Consider the following 26,029-nt stretch of genomic DNA (forward strand, 5'->3'; position numbering starts at 1 on the left):
ATATTCAGATCGAATAGGATTATTATCTACTAAATAATGAAATAGGTCATTTTGCAGGAGGCATTTTCGTGGAAATTAATTTTGCTGAATTATTGATACTATTTATTGTTCTATATTTACTAAATGAAGTCGTTAAACTTAATAGTCGTGTCAAAGGTTTGAAATATACCTTAGACAAAATTTCTAAACAAGCTGATGTGCCTAATAACGCATTAGATAACGAATTGAAACAACTATTGAATGAAGGAAAAGATGTAAAAGCAGTAAAAAGAGCTAGAGAAACATTAGGTCTATCCTTGATAGAAGCTAAACAATATGTTGATGCTTTAAAAATGGAAGGCTAATAACTATTACGTAAAAACGAACTCTTGAAGGAGTTCGTTTTTACGTGGATAACGATGAACTTCCTATTCCCATTATATAAACCCAGTCCTAAAACCACAATTCATATTAAAACAGCCTTTTATATTAACTCGTCTTCCTTTTTTTTCTCTTCATATAAACGGAACTTTCCTGTAGCATGACGTTTTAACGTATTATCCTTAACTCTTTCATAGCAATTGTTACATAAATACATATATATTCTACGGTTTCTCAATCGTTTAGCTTGTAAGGAATAATCTTCTATATTTTCCACTGTATCACATAGTGTACACTTTACTTGCATCTTACCACCTCAAATCTAAATATACTTTTACTATATCATATCTAATGAAGATATGTTTATTTTCTGTTAAAGAGAGGTACATTAAGATAAAGGTAGAAAGGGTGATAATATGAAGAAAGGCTATGTTATTTCAGCATTAGGAGCAGGTATTGCGGGATTTATACTAGGGGCGAGGCAGCTTAAAAGCCAGTCTAATTCAATTGATATGGAAATGGATGAGGATTTAACTCTACTTCATGCAGGTAAGCCTGATCAAGTAGATGATTTAGAACTTGAACAATTAGAAAATGCGAAAATGGTTTCTGAAGGTTCTCAATTTGGTGTTCAATATTATAATGAGTTAAAGGCTAATGAATAAAAGAAAATGAGGTTGTCTCATCTTAAGACAACCTCATTTCTGTTTAATAAAGAATTCTTATGAGAAAAATAGGAAATATTTAGCCATAAGGTCTACTGAAACATCACTTTTAATCCTTACGCTTATCATGGTTATTCTTTGATTGTTCATCAATAATGTCATCCATTTGTTGTTCCTCATTATTGTCATCAAGTATCTTCTTGTTCTGATTAGGCTCAGCAGGTTGATCTTCTGGCATTGGAAAATCAGGCATATATCGACCAACGATTGCGGCAACTTCATCAACAACACCTTGAATTGGGTAGCCTTGCCTTATCTTATCATTCATATTACGAATTCGTTGTGTGATATCCGCGTCTGCTACTACGACAGCAGTTCTACCATAGCGATCGTGCTGTAATGCCTCTATAACAGAGTACTTAATCGTACCAACTCTAGAACGGTCTAAGTCTTTATCCACATCAATTCCAACAACTGCATAAGGGCCGACTACAATTGCTACTGCATCGTTTACTTGAGGTACCTCACCTGCAACACTTGCTAAGTGATTGGCAATTTGTTGATTCGAATAGTTTTGATCTTGGACAGGTGAAGAATTTTTGACATTTACAATTCTATTGTTAGGATCCTGTTTTTCGGATGGTAAGGCGCGGTCTGCATTATTTTGCTGACAGCCGAATAGTAACAGTAAACTAAGGACTAAGATAGCTTTTTTAACTAACATTAATTTCTCCTCCTAGTAGAATAAATATAAGGGGAATAACTTTACTGTTAGTTTAAGTAGACGAGAACAAATTATACTAATAAAAGAAAAGCAGCCATCATGTAGCTGCTTTTCAATTTAATTAAACTGGATTTTTTTTATCCCTTTTATTGGATTATCTTTATTGGTACCATCTTTATATAGTAGATGGACAGGGCCATCTTCCTTTAATGGTTTTCCATTTAATGCGAAAAGTAAATAGCTATTATAGAGCTGATCAATAGAAATAGAAACTTCACCTTCGCTCGTAATAAGTGTGGCATCTTTTGCATCATCGTTAATCTCAGCATGATTTAAAAAATCATGAATTGGCATAACATAGGAGTATTGAAGAATGTCTTCTCGTTCATGCCTAGTTAATGTTTTATTAACAGGGGGCTTCTCAATTGCACGTTCCCACTTTTTAGCAGCTTCCTCTAGAAGATCCTTCTCATTTTTTTCTCGAACCGAAAAGGCTTCCTCCAATATTATTTTACGATCATCAAATATCCATACGGTTGGATCCATGGTAATTTGATACCTTACATTTCCTATTATCGGAACAATCATAAGTATCCACCTTTCAAATATATGTATACTTATTAAGAATAGCAGACATGGGTAATAAATAAAACGAAAAAAACCGTTCCTAGTGGTAATTTTATTTGTAGGTTCTTGTAAGTAACATTTGCATTTTATAGTAGTAAACGATAATATAATGGTAGAAGAATTGATCTGATCAAAGAAAAACAAGCTTATACATTTATACTTGTAGGTTTGTTTTGTCCGGAGGGGATAATTTGATGCAAGAGGTAACGATTGACCATCGTGAAAAAGCCTATGCCCTTCTAAAGGCTGATGCTGATAAAATTTTACGGTTAATTGAGGTGCAGATTGATAATTTAACAATGCCACAATGTCCGTTATACGAAGAAGTATTAGATACGCAAATGTTTGGTCTGTCAAGAGAGATTGATTTTGCGGTTCGACTACATTTAATTAGTGAGGATGAAGGAAAAGCACTTCTTGAAAACCTAGAGAGGCAGCTTAATATTCTTCATGAAGCATCACAAAAATCTGTGTAAGACTGCACTAATTTCGTGTGGTAGGATTTTGTCATAAAACTTTGCCTGCATATGAAATGGCAAGGTTTTTTTGTTTAAAAACAATAGAATTAGAAAAAAACTGCTATATACTGATTCAATAGTAAAATGGGTTAGTTTATTAATGGGAGAGGGACAAATTGCTACGCAAACTTAAGAATTTTGACTTTACACTTATTATTATTCCACTTTTTTTAACTGGATTCGGAATAGTTATGATTTATAGTGCTAGTATGGTTTTGGCCATTGTGGAGGGGTATGAAAGCAATTATTATTTAATCCGACAATTACAATGGTTTATCCTGGGCATAGCTGGATTTGTATTTTGTAGTTTTTTCCCTTACAGAAATTATCAGAAGCTAATTAAGTTAATTATCTTAGGTGTTATCGTATTGTTAATAGCTGTTAGATTGTTTGGGGATGTAAGTGGTAATGCGAAATCATGGTTAAGCATAGGGCCGATTAGAATACAGCCGTCAGAATTTGCAAAGCTCGGAATTATTATGTATTTAGCCTCTGTCTATTCTAAAAAACAGGCCTATATCAATAATTTTAGTAGGGGAGTACTTCCTCCTTTAATTTTAACCGCGTTTATTCTTGGTTTAATCGTATTACAGCCAGATATTGGTACAGCCTCTATTATCTTTTTAATAGCTTGCTCAGTTATTTTTAGTTCAGGAATACGCTTTAAGCATCTATTCTTATTGATAGCATTAGGATTATTATTGGTAGCTGTTGCGATTCCGCATATGATAACGGAGGAGAGGATTTCACGATTTACAGGTGCTTACCAGCCATTTGAAGATCCTGATGATGATGGTTACCATTTAATTCAATCCTACTTAGCGATAGGTGTCGGAGGTTTAACCGGAGAAGGTCTTGGACAAAGTGTTCAGAAACTAGGGTATTTATTTGGCCCTCATACGGACTTTATTATGGCAGTGATCGCAGAAGAGCTTGGTTTTATTGGCGTTTTTGTTGTCATTGGTTCATTAGCAACCATTGTTTTAAGAGGAATATTTATCTCAAGAAAATGTGATGATAGTTTCGGGGCTCTACTTGCAATTGGTATTTCCTCAATGATTGGTATTCAGGCGTTTATTAATTTAGGATCTGCAAGTGGAGTATTACCAATAACTGGTGTTACATTACCTTTTGTCAGTTATGGTGGTTCATCCTTATTAATACTGCTTGTATCTATGGGGATTTTAAATAATATTGCTAGATCAGTTAAGAAAAAAGAACAGGAACCTGTTCCTGTAAATGAAGAACCAATTCCAGAAAATAGATTTCAATATAGAGGAGGAACAAAATGGTCGAGTTAAATAAGATCAAAAAGGTTTTAGTTGCAAATCGCGGGGAAATTGCAATACGTGTTTTTAGAGCCTGCACGGAATTAAATATTCGTACAGTAGCGATATATTCCAAGGAGGATTTAGGATCCTATCACCGTTATAAGGCAGATGAGTCCTATTTAATCGGGGAAGGAAAAAAACCAATTGATGCTTATTTAGATGTTGAAGGAATTATTGCAATTGCCAAACGGGTAGGAGTAGATGCCATTCATCCAGGCTATGGCTTCCTATCAGAAAACATAGAGTTTGCAAAAAGGTGTCAGGAAGAAGGAATTATCTTTATCGGACCAACAAGTGAACATTTACATATGTTTGGTGATAAGGTAAGAGCAAGAGGGCAGGCTTTAAAAGCTGGTTTACCAGTAATTCCTGGTAGTGATGGTCCTGTCAGTTCCTTGGAACAAGTCCAAGAGTTTGGAGAAAAACACGGCTATCCAATTATTATTAAGGCGGCACTTGGCGGTGGTGGAAGAGGCATGCGTATCGTCCGTAATGCACATAGCTTACGAGACGGATATGAAAGGGCTAAATCGGAGGCAAAAGCTGCTTTTGGTAGTGACGAAGTATATGTGGAGAAGCTGATAGAGCATCCAAAACATATTGAAGTACAAATAATCGGAGACCAGTTTGGAAATATCGTTCATCTATATGAACGTGACTGCTCGATTCAGCGCAGGCATCAAAAAGTCGTAGAAGTAGCACCAAGTCTTTCACTAAATAACGAATTACGGGACGCAATTTGTCAATCTGCAGTAACGTTAATGAAGAATGTCAATTATTTAAATGCCGGAACAGTAGAGTTTCTTGTTAAAGATAATCAATTTTACTTTATCGAAGTTAATCCGAGAGTCCAAGTAGAGCATACAATTACAGAGCTTATTACTGGAGTAGATATTGTTCAAACCCAAATAAAAATAGCCGAAGGGCAAAATATACATGATTCTTCTATTGGTATTCCGCAACAAGCTGAAATAAGAACATTAGGATATGCAATTCAGTCCCGTGTTACGACAGAAGATCCATTAAATAACTTTATGCCAGATACTGGAAAAATAATGGCATATCGCTCCGGTGGTGGCTTTGGGGTACGTCTTGATGCGGGAAATGGATTTCAAGGTGCGGAAATTTCACCGCATTATGATTCCTTGCTCGTAAAAGTTTCTACATGGGCACTTACCTTTGAACAAGCTGTTCAAAAAATGGTCCGAAATTTAAAGGAATTTCGTATTCGCGGAATTAAGACGAATATACCATTCCTCGAAAATGTTATGATGCACGAACAATTTATGACAGGTGAGTATAATACGACATTTATTGATGAAACACCTGAACTCTTCGTTTTTCCGAAGCGTAAGGACCGAGGAACAAAAATGCTTACGTTTATTGGAGAGACAACTGTTAATGGATTTGCAGGAATGTCTAAAAAGAGTAAGCCTGTATTTGATACTCCTCCTATACCAGCTATTGCAAACGTACCGGTACAACCTGGCACAAAACAAATATTAGATGAACAAGGTCCAGATGCATTGGCAAGCTGGTTAAAGGAGCAAAATAAAGTATTATTAACTGACACAACCTTTCGCGATGCTCACCAATCTTTACTAGCTACACGTATTCGGACTAAGGACCTAGTAAAAATAGCAGAGCCAACATCCCATTTATTGCCTGAACTTTTCTCTATTGAAATGTGGGGGGGTGCTACCTTTGATGTCGCATATCGATTTTTAAAGGAAGACCCATGGGCAAGACTTCGTAAGCTAAGAGAAAATGTACCGAATGTATTATTTCAAATGCTACTACGCGCAAGTAACGCTGTAGGATATACGAATTATCCGGATAACTTGATTGAAGAATTTGTAGAAAAGAGTGCAACAGAAGGAATTGATGTTTTCCGTATATTCGATAGTTTGAATTGGGTTGAGGGAATGAGGCCAGCCATACAGGCAGTTCGGAATCAGAATAAAATTGCTGAGGCAGCTATTTGTTATACTGGTGATATTCTCGATCCGAATCGAACTAAATATGATTTGTCTTACTATAAGACTATTGCAAAAGAGCTAGAACAATCTGGAGCGCATATATTAGGCATTAAGGATATGGCTGGCTTATTAAAACCAGAGGCAGCCTATCAATTAATATCTGAATTAAAGGAGACAGTCGATATTCCAATACATTTGCATACCCATGATACAAGTGGAAATGGAATCTATACGTATGCGAGGGCTATTGATGCTGGAGTTGATGTTGTAGACGTAGCTTGTGGCTCAATGGCAGGCTTAACCTCACAACCAAGTGCACAAACGCTTTTCCATGCTTTAGTAGGGAATGAACGTCAACCAAAGGTAGACATTCACTCTTATGAAAAACTATCCTCGTATTGGGAAGGAGTTCGGGATTACTATCAGGAATTTGAAAGTGGGATGAAGGCACCACACAGTGAAATCTATGAGCATGAAATGCCAGGTGGCCAATATAGTAATCTCAAGCAACAGGCTAAGGCAGTTGGTTTAGGAGAGCGTTGGAATGAAGTAAAAACGATGTTTCGTAGAGTCAATGACATGTTTGGTGATGTTGTCAAGGTAACCCCTTCTTCTAAGGTGGTTGGAGATATGGCATTATTCATGGTACAAAACGACCTTTCTGAGGACGATGTTTATGAAAGAGGGGAGACAATAGACTTTCCAGATTCAGTAATAGAATTTTTCAGTGGTTATATAGGTCAACCATATCAAGGTTTTCCTAGAGAATTACAGCGCATCATATTAAAGGGCAAAAAACCAATAACAGAAAGACCAGGAAAACTACTAGATCCGATTAATTTTGATCATTTGAAGGAAACGTTACAAAAGACACTAGATCAACCAGTTACTAGCTTTGACATGATTTCCTATGCTCTCTATCCAAAGGTGTTTATGGATTACTACCATTTCTATGAGACGTACGGTGATGTATCAGTTCTTGACACACCGACCTTCTTCTATGGAATGAATATAGAGGAAGTAATTGAAGTCGAAATTGAACAGGGAAAAACCTTAATTGTAAAACTTGTATCCATCTCAGAACCACGTGAAGATGGAACCAGGGTTGTTTATTTCGAATTGAATGGACAGGCACGCCAAGTAATTGTCCGTGATAAGAGTGTCAAAACTACCATCACATTAAGACAAAAGGTTGATAAAAATAACGAAAAGCAGATTGGAGCAACGATGCCTGGTACTGTATTGAAGGTTGCATGTGAACGGGGACAAAGGGTTGAAAAAGGTGATCAGCTAGTTGTTACAGAAGCAATGAAAATGGAAACTACTGTTCAAGCGCCATTTTCTGGTGTGGTGAAAGATATTTTTGTTCGAGATGGCGATGCTATTGAGGTGAATGATTTACTGATTGAGCTAGAATAACAGAAAAGGCGCCTAATGAGGCGCCTTTTTGCTTAGCAATTTACTTAATATTAGAATTAATGATTTCCTCGATGTCTATATTTCTTCTTTCTTTTACAGCACTTCTAGTAGACAGAAGGATAAAGTAACTCAACATACCAAAGAAGCAGGTGATGACTAAAGCATGCATTAAAGCGACGATTAGATTTAATATAGTAAAGATAATCATGGCACCAAAGAAAACCTGCAAAGCAATTAAAGTAAACGTAGTTGTCCATCCCCAGGTCATTACTTTACTATGATGGTATTGTCTAAGAATCCGAATAAATAAGCTAAGTGTCCAAATAAATAATATTCCCGCAGCAAGTCGATGTCCCATTTGTACCCACTGTTCAAAGCTGTAGGAGCCAAAATCAAATGGAGACGAATTGGTACAAAATGGCCAATCACCACAAACTAAGTTTGCATTTACGTGCCGAACTAACGCCCCTGTATAAACTACTAACAAAGTATAGGCTGTCAGTGCGTATATTTCTATTCGGTGCTTCTTTTTAATATGTAAGGAATCGGCATCAAATTTCCGATCAATTTCAAAAATTAATAGCATAAGTAAAAAGACAGAAGCAAAGGAAATAAGAGATATACCAAAATGTGCTGCCAATACAAAGTCAGACTGTCCCCATATAACTGCCGCTGCCCCAATTAGTCCTTGTAAAACAAGAAAAATAATGGATAACAGGGAAAGAAATTTCACTTCTCTAATATGTCCAATATGCTTCCATGATAGGATTACTAATAGAATAAGAAATATCCCTACTCCACCTGAAACTAATCGGTGGCTTAGTTCAATAATTAATTCCATATCTATCTGACTAGGGATGAGTTCCCCTTTACATAATGGCCAACTATCACCACATCCATCCCCAGAGTCTGTTTTTGTGACAAGCGCCCCGCCAATTAAAACAAATATCATTCCGATGGTGGTAAAAACAGAAAGCCATTTCAATGTTTTAATCATTACTATTTTCCTCACTTTATAACTTGTTGTAACATTCCAACTACCTGTATTCTGATAATATTCCACTCTCCATGATAAGCTTTTTCGTCACTATAAATCAAATAAATATGACAATAAAATGATATTTGACACAGAATTGTTAAACTATCATGGAAATAATCCTTGTTGTATCAGACTTCAATAAAAAAACCTTGCAAAGTTATTCATTGTCTGCTAGAAATAAGGTAGGGGAAATTCTGAGTTTAACGAAAAACAATGATATAAATTTTGTGGAAGATACATAATAGTTAGCAATCGTAAAGGCGGCAAAAGCCTTTTATTTATTTTCTTTACAGAATTCACAAAATAGTCAGAAGTTAATCGTTGATGAATCAGATGAACCCAAGTGTAAGTAAAATAAAATATTAAACCATGATACATCTGGCATCATAGATAGCATACTTTCTGGGAATAGTAACAGAGAGGTTATTAATTAAGTATGCTTCTTTCACTATGTCCCTTATTATGGAAGTTAAAAGGGGGGATATGCAAGATGGAGAGAACAGAAATGACTTCCTTAAGAACGGGAATGCTAATGTATCATTGGAAGAAAAAACAGTATGTTATGATGAATGGAACATATTCAACTTGAACTCTGTTTTTTACAATTGAGGTAGGGGGTAAATCTCTACTTGGTATCATTTTGTCCTTACTCCAATTATGATAAAGGAAGGAAATATAGAAAGAGAGGTATGAATACATGAAAGGTTGGATGGGAAAATTTAAAGTTTTGTCCCTGTTAGGCTTTGTAGCGCTATTTTTATCAGCCTGCGGTAAGGAAAACTTAACTGCATTAGATCCAAAAGGTTATGGAGCAGAAAAATCTTTAGATCTAATAATTCTACCTACAGTGATAATGTCATTTGTTTTTCTTGTTGTAATGGTTATCTTTACAATTGCGCTTGTCCGTTTCCGTAAAAGAAAAGGACGGGAAGACTTCATTCCTAAGCAGGTTGAGGGAAACAAAACGCTAGAAACTGTTTGGACTATTATCCCGATTCTGTTAATTATCATCATCGCAGTACCAACTGTTTGGTATACATTTGTTTTAGCAGATAAAGCGGATGCGAAGGATCACATCAACATTGGTGTAACTGGTAATCAATATTGGTGGCATTTCAATTATGATGGTATGGATATTCAAACAAGCCAAGATTTGTATATCCCTGTTGGAGAAAAAGTATACTTAAACATGTTATCTTCAGACGTTATTCACTCGTTTTGGGTTCCAACCCTATCTGGTAAGTTAGATGTAAACCCTGAAAACGAAAATACATTCTACATTGAAGCGTATGAGGAAGGCGTATACTGGGGTAAATGTGCTGAGTTATGCGGACCTTCACATTCATTAATGGATTTCAAAATTGTAGCAGTTAGTAAAACAGAGTTTGAACAGTGGGTAGCTGATATGCAAAGTGTTGACCCAGAGGCAGTGCCTGATAATGAAATGGCTGCACAAGGTAGAGAATTATTCCAAGAAAATAATTGCATAGGCTGTCATGCGATTGGTTCTTCACCTGTTGCGGTAGGTCCGAACTTAACTGATTTCGGAAATCGTACGAAACTAGCTGGAGTCAAAGACATGACAAAGGAAAATATCGTTGCATGGCTTTTAAACCCAGAGAAAATTAAACCAGGTAACAAGATGACTGGTGCATATCCAAAACTTAGTGAAGAAGATGCTTCATTAATTGCGGAATACTTAATGCAGTTAAAGCCTTCTGAAATTACAACAGAAGATGCTGGTAAGTAAGTTTTTGATATAGGGTTTCAAGAGATTGAAAAGGGAGGTTTATCTTTGTGAGTACTGCAATTGCTCAGAAAAGAAGCTTCGCTGCCGTTTTGTGGGATTATTTAACCACTGTTGACCATAAAAAGATTGGTAAACTTTATCTTTATGGTGGAGGTTTCTTTTTCCTACTTGGTGGAATAGAGGCTATGATTATTCGTATTCAATTAATAAAACCAGAGAATGACTTTATTTCCGCTGGTTTATATAATGAAATGATTACAATGCATGGTACTACCATGATTTTCTTCGCGGCCATGCCGCTCTTACTAGGGTTAATGAACGCGGTCATGCCACTACAAATTGGGGCACGTGACGTGGCATTTCCTTTTGTTAACGCTTTAGGTTTTTGGTTATTCTTATTTGGTGGAATCATGCTAAATGTAAGTTGGTTAACTGGTGCTCCAGATGCAGGTTGGACAGGATATGCACCACTCTCCACACTTTCGCCAGGACATGGCGTAGACTATTACGTTTTAGGTCTGCAAATATCTGGTGCCGGTACATTAATGGGGGGTATTAACTTCCTAGTCACTATTGTGAATATGCGTGCACCAGGTATGACATTTATGCGTATGCCGTTGTTCTCATGGACTACGTTTGTTGCAAGTGTATTAATATTATTTGCATTCCCAGCATTAACTGTTGGACTATTCTTAATGATGTTTGACCGTATGTTTGGCTCGGCGTTTTTTGATGTTGCTCTTGGAGGTAACTCCATTATATGGCAACACTTATTCTGGATTTTTGGACACCCAGAAGTGTATATCTTAATTCTGCCAGCGTTTGGTATTTTTAGTGAAATTTTTGCTACATTCTCTAAGAAACGTTTATTCGGTTACACTGCAATGGTATTTGCTACCATTTTAATTGCGTTTTTAGGATTCATGGTTTGGGCACACCATATGTTTACAGTAGGTATGGGACCTGTTGCTAACTCCATCTTTGCGGTTGCAACAATGGCGATTGCTGTACCGACTGGTATTAAAATCTTTAACTGGTTACTCACCCTATGGGGAGGTAATATTACCATTAACTCTGCAATGTTATGGTCATTAGCATTTATCCCTTCCTTTACAATTGGGGGAATGACTGGTGTCATGGTTGCAACATCTGTAGCGGATTACCAATATCATGACACATACTTTGTAATTGCTCACTTCCACTATGTAATTGTTGGTGGAACTGTATTTGGAATTTTGGCTGCACTACATTATTGGTGGCCGCTTATGTTCAATAGAATTCTAAATGAAAAACTAGGTAAGCTTGCTTTCTGGACATTCTTTATCGGATTCCATTTAACATTCTTTATCCAACATTTCTTAGGTCTAATGGGTATGCCACGTCGTTATTGGGTATTCTTAGAGAATCAAGAATTAGACCTTGGAAACTTAATTAGTAGTATTGGAGCATTCTTCATGGCATTTGGTGTAATTGTATTTATAATTAATGCAATTTACAGTGGTATTAAAGGAAAACCAGCACCACATGATCCTTGGGATGCACGTACATTAGAATGGGCTGTAGCTACACCAGTGCCACATTACAACTTTAAGCAGCTTCCATTAGTTCGTGGTCTTGATCCTCTATGGATTGAAAAGACAGAAGGAAATGGTAAATTAACTCCAGCAGAACCAATCGGTGACATTCATATGCCAAATGGTTCTATCCTACCATTTATTATGTCTGTAGGCTTCTTTATTGCTGGACTTGGCTTTATTTATCATATGGACAATAATTTAGCGTATATCCTACTATTTGGTGGTATGGCGCTTGCATTAGTGTGTATGTTAATTCGATCATTGAAGGATGATCATGGTTACCATATTCACAAAGAAGAACTTGAAAGGGAGGCTGATTAATAATGGCAGATCACTCCTTAACTCCTGAAAATATGCCACAACACCCAGAGAAGGCAACGCTTGAAGGGAAAAATAAATTCCTAGGGTTATGGTTTTTCTTAGGTGGAGAAACAGTATTATTTGCCAGCCTTTTTGGTACGTACCTTGCGTTAAAAAATTCAACTGCAGGAGGTCCGTCATCACAAGAGCTCTTCGGACTTGAATTAGTTTTTCTTATGACAATGCTATTACTTACTAGTTCTTTAACAAGTGTTTATGCAATGTATCATATGAAAAATAATAATTTTAAGAAGATGATGCTTTGGCTAGGAATTACAGGTCTACTTGGTGTAGGATTCTTAGGCTGTGAAATTTATGAGTTCTACCATTACATTCATAGCTTTGAATTCACATTCCGATCTTCAGCATTTGGTTCTGCATTCTATACATTAGTTGGTTTCCATGGTGGGCACGTATTGTTTGGTCTTTGCTGGTTATCAGCATTAATGATTAGAAATGCAAAACGTGGCTTAAATCTGTACAATGCACCAAAGTTCAATACATTCAGTTTATATTGGCACTTTATTGACGTTGTTTGGGTATTCATCTTTACGGTTGTTTACCTAATGGGAAAGGTGGGATAAGTTATGGCAGAAAACACCAAATCCAATGAATTTCATAAACAACAAAGTAAAGAGGAAATGAAAAAGCAACTTATCACATTTGCCTTAATGATTATCTTTACAATTCTAGCTTTTCTGATTGTAGGAACAGAAATGATGAGCAAGATGGTTGCTATCCCATTATTACTAGTACTAGCTTTAATTCAAGTAGGATTTCAGTTTTATTATTTCATGCACTTGAAAGATAAAGGACATGGAATGGCTGCAGTCATGATATATGGTGGCGTATGGGCCGCATTCCTAACTGTAATGGCTCTTACTTTAGTAATATGGTGGTAAACTAAAGACCGGGGGAAACTCCGGTCTTTTTTAATGAGGTTATTTTATAAACTTTTTGAGATTTAAAAAGTTGTCACATAATCTTTGTGTTTCAGTCTATCAAATAGGTTATAATGAAAAGGTATATAATAGGATATCTATGGAGTGAATAGCATGTGGCTTAATTTACAAATTTTTGGTTTCCGTGCATTATGGAGCCCTTATTTCTTTTTATTTGTTGTTGCTTTAGGTGTTGCTTACTATTTAATTACAGGTCCACTTCGACATAAATTTGGAGTTGTAGATAAACCGACCATAAAACAATACTGGTTCTTTTATATAGGTTTATTCTTACTTTATATTGTAAAGGGATCGCCAGTGGATTTGTTAACCCATATTATGCTTTCCGCACATATGGCGCAAATGGCAATATACATATTGGTATTTCCAATTTTAATGATAAAAGGAATTCCTAAATGGATATGGGAGAAGATTTTATTAAAACCAGTGGTAAAACCAATTCTAAAAGTATTGACCTTTCCTCTTATCGCAATTGTGCTTTTTAACGGAGCTTTTTCATTCTATCATTTACCGTCCATCTTTGATTTGACAAAATCGTCGGATGTTGCCCATATTGCGATTCATTTAGTACTTTTAATTTTTGGTTTTTTAGTTTGGTTTCCAGTCATGTCACCAGTAGAAGAGTTTGGTCCAATTAAGCATCCACTAGTAAAAATATTTTATATTTTTGGTAATAGTGTTCTTATAACACCTGCTTGTGTTCTGATAATTTTCTCAGATGTCCCACTTTATGCTGCATATAGCTCTAGTGGCGCTTGGCTTCAAGCTTTAGCATTGTGTGTACCTGGTGATGTATTAAATGGTCTTGCGTCGACCAGCCAGTTGTCGGGTCCCGAAATGTTTTCTGCTCTAAGCACATTAGAGGATCAACAGCTTGGTGGAATTATCATGAAAATAATGCAGGAAATTACCTATGGAATCATCTTAGCAAAAGTATTTTATGCTTGGTTCAGTCCTGAAACATTAAAGATTGATCCACTTCCACCAAAACCAATACATGAAGGAAGTTAGAGCGGAAAGGAGGGATAGAACCTCCTTTTCATCTCTTTTTTATAATTAGGGAGGGAAATACATTAGATGGAAATCTTACCTACATTAAGTACGTCTTTTATCTTATTAAGCGCTATTCTAGTAGCAATTGGTTGGAGACTTATTGTAACCAATAAACCAAAAGCTCATAAAAGAGTGATGATTGCTGCTGCAATTAGTGCACTATTGTTTTTTATTATTTATATGTCTCGTACAGTATTTGCGGGGAACACTAGCTTTGGTGGTCCGGAAAACATAAAAATTTATTATACGATATTTTTAATATTCCATATCTTTTTAGCGACTACCGGTGCGGTCTTCGGGATTGTTACATTATATTTGGCATTTAAACGGAAAATCTCGAAGCATCGAAAAATCGGCCCTATAACTGCTGTTATATGGTTTGGTAGTGCGATAACAGGTATCGCAGTTTATTTATTGCTTTATGTGTTTTTTCATGGTGGTCAAACCACGAGTTTAATTAAAGCAATATTGGGTACATAATTAAAAATGTGATAGCGAATTAGCTATCACATTTTTTTATATTTTAATATTAATACGGATAATTTCTGCTTCTCGTGCAGAATTATAAATGATAATGATTAATGGTCCGATAATAAAACCTAAAATACCAAAGATTTTAAGACCTAAAAACATAGAAATTAAGGTTGCTAGTGGGGAAAGTCCCATATGCTTACCCATTACTTTAGGTTCTACTGTTCTTCTAATCGCTAATAATATGATTGCTAGAATAGATAATTCGATACCGGTCTGAACATCACCTGCTAAAAACATAATTAGTGCCCATGGTCCAAGTATGATGATGGAGCCGATAATTGGTATGATGTCGATAACCCATATAATTAAAGACATAATAAGCGCTACATCTGGAGCAATTATAAATAAGCCAATTAAAGAAACTGCAAAAATTAATAAGCTTACCAAAAATTGTGCCTTAAAGAATCCTACAATAACACTTTTAATCCGACTATTCATAAAGGCGACTTTTCTCGCTGTTTCCTCTGTGAATAATTGATATATCTTTTTTCTAAGTATAGGCAACTCTAGCATAAATAAAAACAGTGCAATTAGATAGACTAATATACTAACAATATACTGGGGTACTTCCGCAAAGATCTTTGCAACCTTATTAATAGTTAATTTTTCTTTAATAGTATCACTTAGCTGACTAATGTAATTATCAAAGCTATCGGTTACTGTTTGGACAAATTCAGTAGGCAGATTTTTACCATATTCACTAAACTTTTTTTCTAAATCTTCATAGATACTGTTTATTTTATTAATATGGGATGGAACATCTTCAACAAAATTAATTGTTTGTCCGACGGCCTTTGTAACTAAAAAGGAACCTGCTATACCTGCAATAATGATGAACGAAAGAAAAACAATAATTACAGCTGATTTTCTAGATAGCTTAACCTTATTCTGAATTAGCCTGACTAATGGATTCAAAGAAAGTGCAGTAAGTACTGCAATAATAAGTGGTATGGATAATGATAGAACATAAAATCCTACGATTAAGAGAGTTGCGACGATTAGGAAGATAAAAATTTTCCGAAACAAAAAATTGTACTCCTTTCGATTAAAGGGAATGGTTATATACTATCTATACAAAATATAGCATGAAACTATTCCAATGAATAGGACTAAATAATTATAAATTGGTATTGTTTACAAAAAAAGAACCCGTTATCCTCGAAATAAGAGTATACCAGGTTCTTATATGATTCATTTCGTTGTTAACTTATTCACCTTTAAGTGATTGTAATTCTTCACTAAGACTTTGTAAAATCTCTCTTGCCCGTTCCACTAAATTTTCTGGGAAGTTCTCTTCTTCACCATACTCGATACCGTGTGGGTAATAATGTTTACCTAGTAAAGGGGTAAGAAGTTTAATGACAGCATCCTTCCGGTCCACATCACCTTCTAGTGCATATCCTTGAACACGGATATAATATGTAACATTTGTTTCGTTAGAACCAATCTTATAATCATATGTAACACGCTCATAATCCCACTGACCAGCACGAATAAATGCGTGTTTTCCCATAATATGATCTAATGGTTTAAGGTCTAAAACTGTATCTTCAATTCCTAAATTTTCTAATTTCATTTATTTCACCTCACATTTTTGCTCATTAATTTAATAATAGTATTATTTCCCATAACTTGCAATGGTAATGGTAAAAATTTGACGTACAGTCATTTCATTCCGCCATTAAATTGTAACGATTTTTTTCCAAAGCCTGTATAATTACCTATATAGCATGGTCATAACTTGTTATAGCAAATGATAATTATTTTAATAGATATGATGCATGTTCTTATATAGTAGAACATAATGTTAAATATAAGATTTAATAGAGGGAGTTTATCGAAATGCGTTTTTTTAGGGGATTAGTATTATTTACTATTGTTGCACTAATAACGTTTTATATATTAGATAAGAAGGACATTGAACCTGATGAGGCGATAGAAAGAATAAGTCATATGATTACACAGAAGAAAAATGAAATTGCGGATAAATCGGTACCAGAGAATATTATTGCCAATCAAAAATTTCAAGGTGAAATCTACCAGTGGATTGGTAAAAATACTAGAGAATTATTAGCGGCAATTGGTGAACCTATACGTAAGGACTTGAGCAGTTATGGTTATACTTGGTGGGTTTATACTAACCATAAAACACAATATATCCAATTCGGTATCTTAGATGATAGAATTGTAACAGTATTTGCGACCGGGAAAGATATCAAGATTGAACCCTTATCAATTGGAGCGACATATGAATCAGTGAATACAGAGCTTCAATTTGCAAATGAAGTGACCTATAATCAGGATATTTCGTCATATACCTTCCAATTAGACAAAGAGGATATGAGAATGCGGCCATTAGTAAAAGTTACAAATGATCTATTTTTACAGTTATATTTTGATACCTTTACAAACGAATTATCATCCATTCGATTGATGACAGGAGATATGCTGCTGAAGCAAAGGCCATATGGATTACGTTACCGCGGGGAATTACCGGAAAGTATAGTATTATCGGATGATGAATGGAAAAAAGTAGAATATGGTATGGAACAACAAATTTTTGATTTGACAAATATTATCCGATATCGTTTTCAAAAAGACAGCTTAGTTTGGGAAGATAAAGTAAGTGAAGTTGCCTTTTTGCATAGTAAAGATATGGCGGAAAATCATTATTTTTCCCATTATAGTCAAAACGGGGATGGGTTGAAGGAAAGGTTAGATAAAGAGGATGTGTACTATTTTGCTGCTGGAGAAAACATTGCAGCACAATATATCGATGCCCCTGCCGCTGTAGAAGGGTGGTTAAATAGTGAAGGTCATCGGGAAGCATTGCTGCATGATGATTATACACATTTAGGTGTAGGGGTATACCATTTATATTACACCCAAAACTTTTTGACGAAGCCTTTTTAACGGTTAATCTACTGGGAGGCTAAGTCCCAGGGAACAGGTTGACTGAGCGAAGAATAAGTATACTATATTTTCGGTGTGGTGTTTGTACTATACTTATCGGATTTAATCTTGACTATATACTATTGTCTTCGTCTTTTGCTTTCCTGGGATTAGGCATTATGCACAGTCACATTCACATAAGCATAAATTATTAATAGTTAATATCATCGTATTTTGGTTGAGAATGCTTGATGAATGAGGTGAATGATGATGAGTGATAATCAGTTGCATCCGACTGTTCGCCAGTTTCGAGATTTTATTAACAGACATCCGAGCTTAAGAAAAGAAATTAGGCGTACAGGTAGGACTTGGCAAGAATATTATGAAAAATGGTCCTTACTTGGTGAAGATGATGAATTCTGGGATGTATATAAAAAAGATTCTAGTGAGGAAAAAACAACTAAGAAGGATGATAGCAAGGCAGATTTATTTAAACAACTAGTAAAGCTTACGGAAAATATTGATATTGAAAAAGTACAAAAACAGATTCATCAATTAAGTGGTACTATATCGACAGTTCAGGAATTAATTGATCAATATCAAGGATCTAAAGGTGGAGCACGCCCAATGAATAATCGCCAGCCATTTGGTTGGGGCAGGGATTAGTGATTACAATGCAGAAGGAAGTATATTATTATGTAAAAAGTAGACAGGAGCTACTTCATTTCATTCGACATAATCCAGAATGGTATCGATATTTAACTAGGGATCCTTCGAGAATTAGTGAATGCGAATTAGAAGCGAAGCGATTTTACGGAAGAACCTTCTCCCAAAGGCTTGAAAAAGTAAATCAAAATGTTCAGATGGTCGGAATGCTATTGCAATTTGCAGAAATGATGAAAGATTAATTGTTTTTCATTTTCGCCAAAATGATGATAAACTAATGGTGGAGGTGAATAACTATGATAGCTACCCTTGAATATGTCGAGATACTAGATAAATCCGAGATGCTGGGGAAAATGGTTCTTAAGTCAGAGGTTTATGAAGCGTATAGAGATGCAAAGCTAGCTTTATATAATGATGATGAGGCCAATCGGCTTATAAAGGATTTTAATAATGTTAAGGATCTATATGAAGACGTACAACGTTTTGGTAGATATCATCCCGATTATTCCGAGATAATGAAATTAGTCCGTACGAAAAAACGTGCAATGGACTTAAATGATAAAGTAGCAGCATATAAGATTGCTGAGCGAAGCTTTCAAGGTCTGCTAGATGAAATCAGTCAATATATTGCTCTTAGTGTAAGTGATCAAATTAAAGTACCAAAAGATGGTGCAGCACTAACAGATAGTGGCTGTGGCTGTGGTAGTGGAGGGAGCTGCGGATGTAAGGCATCCTAGGCATCTACTCCATTGTATTTTGTAAAGTATTCTGATAAACTAGTTGAAAATAACTTGTAATGGTGAGGATTTTTTTATGAGAACGAATCGTCAAGGATTAATTGTTTGGTTCCAGCATACAAAGAACATAAAACAATTGAAGCGTTTAGGACATATATTATATACATCGAAAAGAATGAAGTATGCTGTAATGTATGTGGAACAAGACGAAATTGAAGAAGTTGAAAAGAAATTACTAAAATACCCGTTTATCTCAAAGGTAGATCGTTCCTATAAGCCTTTCGTTCGTACGGAATACGAAAATGCAAAGCCAGATAAAGCCAAGCAATATGATTATAAGATGGGAATTTAAACCCCTTGCATATGCAAGGGGTTTTTTTGTATATAATCATAATCAGTATAGAATTGGTATCGCTAAATTGTTTCTAATTTTGATACTAACAGAATATCGGTACTTGATAGCATTTCTTTTAAGTAAACTAATAAAGTAAGTTAAATAACCGAAAAGCCTAGAAATGGAGAATTAATACTATTTGTAAATAGAGATAAGCGCATTAATCTAATTGACCGAGAGGTAGTAAAGTATAGTTAATAGACGTTGTTCAAATAGAAAATAAAAAAACCTGCAGAAATTATTCTGCAGGTCCCTTTGTTTTCTTGTAGAAAACAAAAAGGCAAAGGGAGAGGAGAAACCGGAGGAGAACTTATGGGGAAGTGTAAGTCTTCTCCGTGTTTTGAAACAACCAAGCTACGCATTAGCTGTTCCATTATGCTATTATGTACATTGGAAAAAATAATATACATCAGTTCCTTATTTTTTTTTCTATGAAATGTTTCTGTTTTCTAATCTATTTCCTTTATGGTAGGATGGAAACGTAATGATGGTAGTCGTGAGGTGTTAATAATGCGTGTGATAGCGGGAATACATAAAGGAAGACAATTAAAAGCTGTACCAGGTAAGGATACAAGACCAACAACAGATAAGGTTAAAGAAGCAGTATTTCAAATACTTGGTCCTTTTTTTCAAGGTGGTAGTTGCTTAGATTTATTTGCAGGAAGCGGTTCATTAGGAATCGAAGCATTAAGTCGCGGAATGGAGACATGTGTTTTTGTCGATAAATATCCTAAAGCCATTCAAACCGTAAGAGAAAATGTTAGTATGCTAAAGCTAAATGACCATGTAGAAATATTTCGGGCTGAAGCTTATCGAGCATTATCTGCTGCAGGCAAGCGTGGTTTATCCTTTGATTTAATATTTTTAGATCCGCCATATAACAAGGTGGATTACTTAGAATTAATAGAGTCAATTGAGAAAGAACAATTACTTCGATCTGGTGGAGTTATTTATTGTGAGCATGATGCAAAGGATATTTTACCAGAAACTTTGCCAGGGTTTTCGATGAAGAAACATACCAATTATGGTGGCACTATTGCGATTACTATTTTTCAAAAGGAAAATTAATGTTCACAGAGGGGTGTAGTAATGACTAGATTGGCAATTTGCCCAGGGAGCTTTGACCCGATAACTTTCGGTCATTTAGATATTATCCAAAGAGGAGCAAAGATTTTTGACGAGGTGATTGTTGCGGTATTTAATAATCAAGCAAAATCCCCACTATTTTCTGTACAGGAAAGAATTGCTCTGATTAAAGAATCAACAAAGCATATCCCAAATGTATCAGTTGATTCGAATGACGGGTTATTAATTGATTATGCAGAAGAAAAAAATGCTCAAGTTATCTTACGTGGTTTACGAGCTGTTAGTGATTTCGAATATGAAATGCAGATTACGGCAATGAATCGCAAATTAGATTCTAAGATTGAGACGTTGTTTATGATGACGAATAATCAATATTCATTCCTAAGCTCGAGTATCGTTAAGGAAGTAGCTAAATACAAAGCAGATGTAACGGATTTAGTACCTGTAGTAGTTGCTGAAGCACTAAAGGAAAAATATCAATCGAAGTAAAAGCTAACCTAGCTTAGAGGGGAATCTCTTCTAGGTTAGCTTTTTATTAGGAATTATTCCGTATCCGCTTATATATTATGGTTACAGCAATGGCAAAGGAGCCTATAGTAATGATAGGGCCAATTTCTTCCAAAAAGAATAGGGTATTCATCCAACCATTGCTACCAACTGGATTAATTACGGGCATATTTTCTAAATCAAAAACTTGTCTATCTAAATACAGAGGCTTGTATAGAAAAATGGTGAGAAGACTAGCAATAAACCCGTGAAGGATTCTTGCGAAAAAATATGGATAGAAACGGATATCTGTTTTTGATATGATACTTGCAACTTGAGCTTGAATGGAAAATCCATTAAAGCCTAAAATGAAACTGATGGTGATTAAGCTTGATAATAGGGGATCAATGTTTTCTTTGGAAATCATGTTTGCCCCTAACGTAATTTCAAATAGACCTGATATAAATGGTAATGATAGCTCCAATGGAAGTGACAATAGTTGAAAGACATGTTGAAAAGCTAAAGATATCCATGGTGTTATTCCAATCAGAAAGAGCATTTTATTAATAACAGAGAATAATATAATAAAACCTCCAACCATAACAAGCGTTTTAATGGAATTAAGTACAGCGTCCCCCATAATTTCACCGAACGGTCTTTTATCCTTTAATCTTGTTTCGTGCATCGCAAGAAAGGCCTTTCTAAGTGAAATTTTATGATTTTCCTTTACGGTAGACTTATCCACAGTTCGTCCATAATAACGCATACAAATTCCAGTAAAAGTATTGCCAAGATAATGGCAAACACCTAATAAAAGACCAAGCTTAGCATCATGAAAAAAACCGACAGAAATTGCTCCAAAGATAAATAAAGGACTGGAGGAATTGGTAAAGGCAACCAGTCTTTCTGCTTCTAAACGTGTGAGTTGATTTTCCTCCCGTAGTCTAACTGAGATTTTTGCTCCAGTAGGATAACCACTAGCCATTCCCATTATCCAAGCAAAGCTACCGACACCAGGGACATTAAAGAGTGGTCTCATGATTGGTTCGAAAATAACACCTAAAAATCGAACAACACCAAAGCTTAGAAGTAATTCTGCGGTTATAAAAAATGGTAGAAGTGATGGAAAGACAACTTCCCACCACATATCCAAGCCACGGATACTTGCCTCTAATGCATCATTTGGATATTTAATTAATGTGAATGCAAAGAAAATTGTTATTCCTGCTAACATGAATGATTTAAGTATTTGCTTCAATACGCTGCCTCCTAAAAACTTGCTAAACTGTACTTATTTTTTTGATAGTAGTAAAATATGGGATATGTATTATCGTTGAAATAGGACAAGTTTTTAAATATCTATACTAATATACGCACATACATTGCCTAATTATGCCATAGACTTTTATGCTTAAAGAATATTTCTGAAACTGGTATGATAAAGGCCTGTTACAAGGTAAAGAAGGGGGTCTATCAATTGAAACTTTTTAAGGGACAGTTGCTATCCATTATAGTAGCTGTAATCATAGCTGTACTTCTATCTACTTACAAAATGCCATACTATATTCAAAAACCAGGTGGTGCAGATGCGTTAAGTCCAATCGTACATGTGGATAATGCCGAAGAGAGTAAAGGGGACTTTCATTTAGTAACAGTTCGAGGCGGGCAAGCAACACCACTACAATATGCGCTCGCAAAAATTTTGCCACATCATGAAATTGTTGATATAGAAGATATACGACCGGAAGGGATTTCCGAGGATGATTATCTCCACACACAGTTTCAAATGATGGAAAGCTCTCAAGAGGCTTCCACAGTAGTTGCGTATACTGCAGCAAATAAAGAAATAAAAATAGACTATAAAGGGGTATATGTAGTCAGTATTAAATCTGGTGCACCAGCAGATGGTGTACTAGAAGTTGGTGACCACATCGTTGGAATTGATGATCAAGAGATTAAAGAGTCCAACGATTTAATTTCCTATATCGAATCGAAAAAAACAGGTGACACTGTAACGCTTACAATTTTGCGGAAGGATAAGCAGCTAAAGAAAAGCCTTACCCTTGAAACAATAGATGAGAGTACGAAACAAATTGGAATTGGTATCACGCTAGTAACAGATCGGGATGTTCGAGTAAAACCTAACATTACGTTCTCCAGCGGAGGAATAGGTGGTCCAAGTGCAGGGTTAATGTTCTCCTTAGAAATATATGATCAGCTAACAGAGGGAGATTTAACGAAGGGACATCAGATAGCAGGTACTGGTACAATTGACTATGATGGCAATGTAGGAAGAATAGGTGGAATTGATAAAAAGGTTGTTGCAGCAGATAAAGAGGGTATAGAGATATTCTTCGCACCATATGAAGGTGGACGTGGAGGAGACTCCAACTACGAAGTGGCAAAGAAAACAGCCGAAGAAATCGGTAGTGATATGAAAATAGTTCCAGTTGATACCTTTGATGAAGCATTGAAGTATTTACAAGAAAAAGTTCAATAAGGAAAGTGACAAAGAAAAAAGCTCGATTAGTTTCTATCATTTTTAAAAAAGATGAATCTAATCGGGCTTTCCCTCTTATGTATGAAGAACAGGTCCTATCAATTCCTGCTTCTGCAATTCAATGCGTTTAAGGGTAGGTATTATACTGTAATATGCATTCGATGCTCTTTCTTCGATTTCTAGCATAGGGTGAATATTCCGTGATAGCTTTGAATATAGTGGGACATTTAGTTGTTTTTTTATCGTATTTATATACTCCCTCCCTCTCCGTGTAAATCCTAGTAAGCGAACATATGGTACAGAAGGAAGTGTTGTAAAATATTCAATTTCTGTTTTTTTGGTGTTTGTTAAGAGATGGACAAAAATCCGCTGTATTCGAGTCCATGTATATCGTTTTGTTTTCATTCGATCTACCCAGTCATAAAAGGTTCGTGCCTCTTTTGCGGTTTTCTTAATTCGGTGTTCCATTCCTTCAACTACCCCATGAATAGAAGCTAATTCATCAGTAGGCATTGTTAGAACCCGATATTGTAAGAAAGGAAAATATTCTTCCCAGCTATGTAAAAGACCTGCCTTAATTTGATAAGCATCTAATTCTACTAAAGTAGATGAGGGCATAGTAAATTTAAGATCAGTTAAAGAAGTTTGCGCTTCAAATATTTGTTTCCGAATACTAGTAGCGCTGGCGATAGGGCTAGTAATTTCTGTATCGTGGTAGTTGCTGTTTATACGTTTAATAGTTAAGGGTTCAATAGGTAAATTATTTTCAAATATTGTGCGAACATAACTAAAACCCAAAATATTATTTGGCTTAGATAAATCCATCTCTTTACTAGTAAGGCCAATTAATTCATAGGCGGTTCTACTTGCCTCAGGGAATGAAAGTCCTTCTTTTAAGGATTGTTTTACTTGTAATTGGAACTGATTTTGATTCTCCGTAAATTCGTGATAAGCTTTCGTGAAAGCCTGGATATCACCGGATTCACTGCCAAAACAGATACGATTTATTCCTAGTTCATGTAGTGTTTGCACGGAACCCTTTGCAAATAACTCACTACTTTGTACTGCATAAACATAGGGAAGCTCAACGACGATATCAACCCCAGCTGATAAGGCAGCACTGGCACGATGAAATTTATCCATTATTGCTGGTTCTCCTCGTTGTAGGAAAGAACCGCTCATCACTGCAATAACGTAGTCTGCATTAGCTATTTCTCTGGCTTGATCAATATGATATGCATGCCCGTTATGAAATGGGTTGTACTCTACAATTAAGCCACAAACATTCACATGAACACCTCCAATAATAGATAAATTATCTTTAGCTGATACATACAAAAGCTTAGCCTTATTACTTTTGTTGAAGATTCAGACTAGCATTCATAATTATTACCTATAATGGTTGATTATAGAAAATATCCTTTGGGAATGCTACCGATAAGGAATAATTCTATTATTTTTTTCACTGTAAAGAAAAAATATTGACAAAAGAGCAATTTCCTTTTAAAATAACTCTTGTTGCCTTGAGGTGAAATCAATGAAATTTACAATTGCACAATTAAAGAAAAATGCTTTTAATAAGCCCTTTGAATTTTCAAGAGAAGTGGATGTTTCTGTGTTAACAACCATGAATACGGATATTCGCGATATTACTCCTGTTCATGTACAAGGAAGCTGTACGATGCAAGGTGATCAATTCTTTTTTACATTTACTATTACTGGTAAAATGATATTACCTTGTGCCCGTACTCTTGTTGATGTTCCTTATCCGTTTACCATTAAGGCAGAGGAGATTTTTACGACCTCACCTTATATCAATGAGGAAGATGATAACGAAATCCACTCAATTCATGGAGAAGTGCTTGACTTAATGCCGTATATAAAGGAAAATATTCTATTGGAGGTTCCTTTTCGAGTATTTTCTGATGAGGTAGATTTTGAGAAAGATGCACCTCGAGCGGGAAATGGTTGGGAAGTGCTTTCCGAAAAAACAAAAGAAGTGAAAATTGATCCACGTTTTCAAAAACTGGAGTCATTATTCAAAGATACCGAGAAAGAAAAATAAGAATCGTTTCATTGTTTTTGCTTTCGCAATTGAAGGAGGTGTAAGTCATGGCAGTACCTAAAACAAGAACTTCTAAAAAAGTTAAAAGACAACGTCGTACTCATAAAAAATTACACGTGCCTGGCATGGTAGAATGTTCAAATTGTGGTGAATTAACAAAGCCACACCATGTATGTAAATCATGTGGGCATTATGATGGAAAAGAAGTTGTTAGCAACTAATCCAGAATGAAGACAGATCACTAACCGAATGTTTGTGGTCTGTTTTTTTTATACACAAAAAAATTATCGAAGGGATGAGACTTA

The 26,029-nt window shown here is 35.5% G+C and carries 29 protein-coding genes; 21 read left to right on the forward strand and 8 right to left on the reverse strand.

The window, feature by feature from the left end; translation table 11 throughout:
• Positions 1 to 68 precede the first annotated feature (68 nt).
• Positions 69 to 344 carry a hypothetical protein gene (locus HNR27_RS14040; protein ID WP_429340213.1) on the forward strand — a complete coding sequence of 92 codons (276 nt, stop codon included), beginning with the start codon at positions 69 to 71 and terminating at the stop codon, positions 342 to 344.
• A 119-nt stretch (positions 345 to 463) separates the two neighbouring features.
• Here the strand turns inward: HNR27_RS14040 and HNR27_RS14045 are convergent, their stop codons facing one another.
• Positions 464 to 667, reverse strand: a complete 204-nt coding sequence (locus HNR27_RS14045; protein WP_212919518.1) for a YlaI family protein — start codon at positions 665 to 667, stop codon at positions 464 to 466.
• A 109-nt stretch (positions 668 to 776) separates the two neighbouring features.
• On the opposite strand from HNR27_RS14045, the gene HNR27_RS14050 reads away from it, so the two are divergent.
• The gene (locus HNR27_RS14050) at positions 777 to 1,025 is read left to right on the forward strand and encodes a hypothetical protein (protein ID WP_429340214.1); all 249 of its coding nucleotides are present in this window, start codon (positions 777 to 779) and stop codon (positions 1,023 to 1,025) included.
• A 109-nt stretch (positions 1,026 to 1,134) separates the two neighbouring features.
• On the opposite strand, the gene HNR27_RS14055 is transcribed toward HNR27_RS14050, so the two are convergent.
• Together HNR27_RS14055 and HNR27_RS14060 are read right to left on the reverse strand one after the other, a co-directional pair.
• Positions 1,135 to 1,749 carry a YhcN/YlaJ family sporulation lipoprotein gene (locus tag HNR27_RS14055; RefSeq protein WP_429340215.1) on the reverse strand — a complete coding sequence of 205 codons (615 nt, stop codon included), beginning with the start codon at positions 1,747 to 1,749 and terminating at the stop codon, positions 1,135 to 1,137.
• Positions 1,750 to 1,866: 117 nt separating this feature from the next.
• Positions 1,867 to 2,337, reverse strand: a complete 471-nt coding sequence (locus HNR27_RS14060) for a hypothetical protein (protein WP_429340216.1) — start codon at positions 2,335 to 2,337, stop codon at positions 1,867 to 1,869.
• Between the two features lie 233 nt (positions 2,338 to 2,570).
• On the opposite strand from HNR27_RS14060, the gene HNR27_RS14065 reads away from it, so the two are divergent.
• From HNR27_RS14065 to pyc, 3 genes are all read left to right on the forward strand, one after another.
• Complete coding sequence (locus HNR27_RS14065) at positions 2,571 to 2,852, forward strand: Fpa/YlaN family protein (RefSeq protein WP_212919522.1); 282 nt, start codon at positions 2,571 to 2,573, stop codon at positions 2,850 to 2,852.
• 158 nt (positions 2,853 to 3,010) lie between these two features.
• A complete protein-coding gene (ftsW, locus tag HNR27_RS14070; RefSeq protein ID WP_429340217.1) occupies positions 3,011 to 4,195 on the forward strand; it encodes a putative lipid II flippase FtsW in 1,185 nt (394 codons plus the stop codon).
• Positions 4,183 to 7,623, forward strand: coding sequence for a pyruvate carboxylase (gene pyc / locus HNR27_RS14075; protein ID WP_429340218.1), 3,441 nt, complete (start codon positions 4,183 to 4,185; stop codon positions 7,621 to 7,623). The genes ftsW and pyc overlap by 13 nt, the downstream gene beginning before the upstream one ends.
• A 40-nt stretch (positions 7,624 to 7,663) precedes the next feature.
• Here the strand turns inward: pyc and HNR27_RS14080 are convergent, their stop codons facing one another.
• Complete coding sequence (locus HNR27_RS14080) at positions 7,664 to 8,620, reverse strand: COX15/CtaA family protein (RefSeq protein WP_429340219.1); 957 nt, start codon at positions 8,618 to 8,620, stop codon at positions 7,664 to 7,666.
• 739 nt (positions 8,621 to 9,359) lie between these two features.
• On the opposite strand from HNR27_RS14080, the gene coxB reads away from it, so the two are divergent.
• From coxB to HNR27_RS14110, 6 genes are all read left to right on the forward strand, one after another.
• Positions 9,360 to 10,412, forward strand: coding sequence for a cytochrome c oxidase subunit II (gene coxB, locus HNR27_RS14085; protein WP_212919526.1), 1,053 nt, complete (start codon positions 9,360 to 9,362; stop codon positions 10,410 to 10,412).
• A gap of 47 nt (positions 10,413 to 10,459) precedes the next feature.
• The gene (gene ctaD, locus HNR27_RS14090) at positions 10,460 to 12,310 is read left to right on the forward strand and encodes a cytochrome c oxidase subunit I (RefSeq protein ID WP_429340220.1); all 1,851 of its coding nucleotides are present in this window, start codon (positions 10,460 to 10,462) and stop codon (positions 12,308 to 12,310) included.
• A 2-nt stretch (positions 12,311 to 12,312) separates the two neighbouring features.
• A complete protein-coding gene (locus HNR27_RS14095; protein ID WP_212919528.1) occupies positions 12,313 to 12,933 on the forward strand; it encodes a cytochrome (ubi)quinol oxidase subunit III in 621 nt (206 codons plus the stop codon).
• A gap of 3 nt (positions 12,934 to 12,936) precedes the next feature.
• A complete protein-coding gene (ctaF, locus tag HNR27_RS14100; protein ID WP_212919529.1) occupies positions 12,937 to 13,251 on the forward strand; it encodes a cytochrome c oxidase subunit IVB in 315 nt (104 codons plus the stop codon).
• 153 nt (positions 13,252 to 13,404) lie between these two features.
• The gene (ctaG, locus tag HNR27_RS14105; RefSeq protein WP_429340221.1) at positions 13,405 to 14,322 is read left to right on the forward strand and encodes a cytochrome c oxidase assembly factor CtaG; all 918 of its coding nucleotides are present in this window, start codon (positions 13,405 to 13,407) and stop codon (positions 14,320 to 14,322) included.
• Positions 14,323 to 14,388: 66 nt separating this feature from the next.
• Positions 14,389 to 14,844 carry a DUF420 domain-containing protein gene (locus HNR27_RS14110; protein ID WP_212919531.1) on the forward strand — a complete coding sequence of 152 codons (456 nt, stop codon included), beginning with the start codon at positions 14,389 to 14,391 and terminating at the stop codon, positions 14,842 to 14,844.
• Between the two features lie 36 nt (positions 14,845 to 14,880).
• On the opposite strand, the gene ytvI is transcribed toward HNR27_RS14110, so the two are convergent.
• The gene (ytvI, locus tag HNR27_RS14115) at positions 14,881 to 15,924 is read right to left on the reverse strand and encodes a sporulation integral membrane protein YtvI (protein WP_429340222.1); all 1,044 of its coding nucleotides are present in this window, start codon (positions 15,922 to 15,924) and stop codon (positions 14,881 to 14,883) included.
• 181 nt (positions 15,925 to 16,105) lie between these two features.
• Complete coding sequence (locus HNR27_RS14120; protein WP_429340223.1) at positions 16,106 to 16,474, reverse strand: YugN family protein; 369 nt, start codon at positions 16,472 to 16,474, stop codon at positions 16,106 to 16,108.
• Positions 16,475 to 16,740: 266 nt separating this feature from the next.
• Here HNR27_RS14120 and HNR27_RS14125 point away from each other — a divergent pair, with 266 nt between their 5' ends.
• From HNR27_RS14125 to coaD, 7 genes are all read left to right on the forward strand, one after another.
• Positions 16,741 to 17,811: a CAP domain-containing protein gene (locus HNR27_RS14125; protein WP_429340224.1), complete on the forward strand. Its 1,071-nt coding sequence runs from the start codon at positions 16,741 to 16,743 to the stop codon at positions 17,809 to 17,811.
• A gap of 249 nt (positions 17,812 to 18,060) precedes the next feature.
• Positions 18,061 to 18,456, forward strand: a complete 396-nt coding sequence (gene ylbD / locus HNR27_RS14130; RefSeq protein ID WP_212919535.1) for a YlbD family protein — start codon at positions 18,061 to 18,063, stop codon at positions 18,454 to 18,456.
• An 8-nt stretch (positions 18,457 to 18,464) separates the two neighbouring features.
• Positions 18,465 to 18,698, forward strand: a complete 234-nt coding sequence (locus HNR27_RS14135; protein WP_429340271.1) for a YlbE-like family protein — start codon at positions 18,465 to 18,467, stop codon at positions 18,696 to 18,698.
• Positions 18,699 to 18,752: 54 nt separating this feature from the next.
• Positions 18,753 to 19,193 (forward strand): YlbF/YmcA family competence regulator, encoded by a 441-nt coding sequence (locus tag HNR27_RS14140; RefSeq protein ID WP_429340225.1) that lies wholly within the window; start codon positions 18,753 to 18,755, stop codon positions 19,191 to 19,193.
• A 76-nt stretch (positions 19,194 to 19,269) separates the two neighbouring features.
• The gene (locus tag HNR27_RS14145) at positions 19,270 to 19,545 is read left to right on the forward strand and encodes a YlbG family protein (RefSeq protein ID WP_429340226.1); all 276 of its coding nucleotides are present in this window, start codon (positions 19,270 to 19,272) and stop codon (positions 19,543 to 19,545) included.
• Positions 19,546 to 20,097: 552 nt separating this feature from the next.
• Positions 20,098 to 20,655 carry a 16S rRNA (guanine(966)-N(2))-methyltransferase RsmD gene (rsmD, locus tag HNR27_RS14150; protein ID WP_429340227.1) on the forward strand — a complete coding sequence of 186 codons (558 nt, stop codon included), beginning with the start codon at positions 20,098 to 20,100 and terminating at the stop codon, positions 20,653 to 20,655.
• A 21-nt stretch (positions 20,656 to 20,676) separates the two neighbouring features.
• Positions 20,677 to 21,162: a pantetheine-phosphate adenylyltransferase gene (gene coaD / locus HNR27_RS14155; RefSeq protein ID WP_212919539.1), complete on the forward strand. Its 486-nt coding sequence runs from the start codon at positions 20,677 to 20,679 to the stop codon at positions 21,160 to 21,162.
• 46 nt (positions 21,163 to 21,208) lie between these two features.
• On the opposite strand, the gene ylbJ is transcribed toward coaD, so the two are convergent.
• Positions 21,209 to 22,417, reverse strand: coding sequence for a sporulation integral membrane protein YlbJ (gene ylbJ, locus HNR27_RS14160; RefSeq protein WP_212919540.1), 1,209 nt, complete (start codon positions 22,415 to 22,417; stop codon positions 21,209 to 21,211).
• Positions 22,418 to 22,636: 219 nt separating this feature from the next.
• Here ylbJ and HNR27_RS14165 point away from each other — a divergent pair, with 219 nt between their 5' ends.
• Positions 22,637 to 23,659 (forward strand): SepM family pheromone-processing serine protease, encoded by a 1,023-nt coding sequence (locus tag HNR27_RS14165; RefSeq protein ID WP_429340228.1) that lies wholly within the window; start codon positions 22,637 to 22,639, stop codon positions 23,657 to 23,659.
• A 75-nt stretch (positions 23,660 to 23,734) separates the two neighbouring features.
• Here the strand turns inward: HNR27_RS14165 and HNR27_RS14170 are convergent, their stop codons facing one another.
• Positions 23,735 to 24,949 (reverse strand): nucleotidyltransferase, encoded by a 1,215-nt coding sequence (locus HNR27_RS14170; protein ID WP_429340229.1) that lies wholly within the window; start codon positions 24,947 to 24,949, stop codon positions 23,735 to 23,737.
• 247 nt (positions 24,950 to 25,196) lie between these two features.
• Between HNR27_RS14170 and HNR27_RS14175 the strand changes: the two genes are divergently transcribed.
• Entirely contained in the window at positions 25,197 to 25,724 is a 528-nt protein-coding gene (locus tag HNR27_RS14175; RefSeq protein ID WP_429340230.1) for a YceD family protein, read from the forward strand.
• Between the two features lie 47 nt (positions 25,725 to 25,771).
• Positions 25,772 to 25,945, forward strand: a complete 174-nt coding sequence (rpmF, locus tag HNR27_RS14180) for a 50S ribosomal protein L32 (protein WP_212919544.1) — start codon at positions 25,772 to 25,774, stop codon at positions 25,943 to 25,945.
• Positions 25,946 to 26,029 lie beyond the last annotated feature (84 nt).

Source organism: Ornithinibacillus bavariensis, assembly GCF_050433565.1.
In the GTDB taxonomy this organism is placed as follows: domain Bacteria; phylum Bacillota; class Bacilli; order Bacillales; family Amphibacillaceae; genus Ornithinibacillus; species Ornithinibacillus bavariensis.

Coding starts and splice junctions, on each gene's coding strand:
- HNR27_RS14110 (WP_212919531.1), top strand. CDS start 14,389: ATGGAAATCTTACCTACATTAAGTACGTCTTTTATCTTATTAAGCGCT.
- HNR27_RS14145 (WP_429340226.1), top strand. CDS start 19,270: ATGAGAACGAATCGTCAAGGATTAATTGTTTGGTTCCAGCATACAAAG.
- HNR27_RS14175 (WP_429340230.1), top strand. CDS start 25,197: ATGAAATTTACAATTGCACAATTAAAGAAAAATGCTTTTAATAAGCCC.
- ylbD (WP_212919535.1), top strand. CDS start 18,061: ATGAGTGATAATCAGTTGCATCCGACTGTTCGCCAGTTTCGAGATTTT.
- HNR27_RS14045 (WP_212919518.1), bottom strand. CDS start 667: ATGCAAGTAAAGTGTACACTATGTGATACAGTGGAAAATATAGAAGAT.
- ctaF (WP_212919529.1), top strand. CDS start 12,937: ATGGCAGAAAACACCAAATCCAATGAATTTCATAAACAACAAAGTAAA.
- HNR27_RS14080 (WP_429340219.1), bottom strand. CDS start 8,620: ATGATTAAAACATTGAAATGGCTTTCTGTTTTTACCACCATCGGAATG.
- HNR27_RS14095 (WP_212919528.1), top strand. CDS start 12,313: ATGGCAGATCACTCCTTAACTCCTGAAAATATGCCACAACACCCAGAG.
- HNR27_RS14125 (WP_429340224.1), top strand. CDS start 16,741: ATGCGTTTTTTTAGGGGATTAGTATTATTTACTATTGTTGCACTAATA.
- HNR27_RS14055 (WP_429340215.1), bottom strand. CDS start 1,749: ATGTTAGTTAAAAAAGCTATCTTAGTCCTTAGTTTACTGTTACTATTC.
- rsmD (WP_429340227.1), top strand. CDS start 20,098: ATGCGTGTGATAGCGGGAATACATAAAGGAAGACAATTAAAAGCTGTA.
- HNR27_RS14065 (WP_212919522.1), top strand. CDS start 2,571: ATGCAAGAGGTAACGATTGACCATCGTGAAAAAGCCTATGCCCTTCTA.
- pyc (WP_429340218.1), top strand. CDS start 4,183: ATGGTCGAGTTAAATAAGATCAAAAAGGTTTTAGTTGCAAATCGCGGG.
- HNR27_RS14060 (WP_429340216.1), bottom strand. CDS start 2,337: ATGATTGTTCCGATAATAGGAAATGTAAGGTATCAAATTACCATGGAT.
- coaD (WP_212919539.1), top strand. CDS start 20,677: ATGACTAGATTGGCAATTTGCCCAGGGAGCTTTGACCCGATAACTTTC.
- HNR27_RS14140 (WP_429340225.1), top strand. CDS start 18,753: ATGATAGCTACCCTTGAATATGTCGAGATACTAGATAAATCCGAGATG.
- HNR27_RS14120 (WP_429340223.1), bottom strand. CDS start 16,474: ATGAAATTAGAAAATTTAGGAATTGAAGATACAGTTTTAGACCTTAAA.
- rpmF (WP_212919544.1), top strand. CDS start 25,772: ATGGCAGTACCTAAAACAAGAACTTCTAAAAAAGTTAAAAGACAACGT.
- HNR27_RS14135 (WP_429340271.1), top strand. CDS start 18,465: ATGCAGAAGGAAGTATATTATTATGTAAAAAGTAGACAGGAGCTACTT.
- ctaG (WP_429340221.1), top strand. CDS start 13,405: ATGTGGCTTAATTTACAAATTTTTGGTTTCCGTGCATTATGGAGCCCT.
- HNR27_RS14050 (WP_429340214.1), top strand. CDS start 777: ATGAAGAAAGGCTATGTTATTTCAGCATTAGGAGCAGGTATTGCGGGA.
- coxB (WP_212919526.1), top strand. CDS start 9,360: ATGAAAGGTTGGATGGGAAAATTTAAAGTTTTGTCCCTGTTAGGCTTT.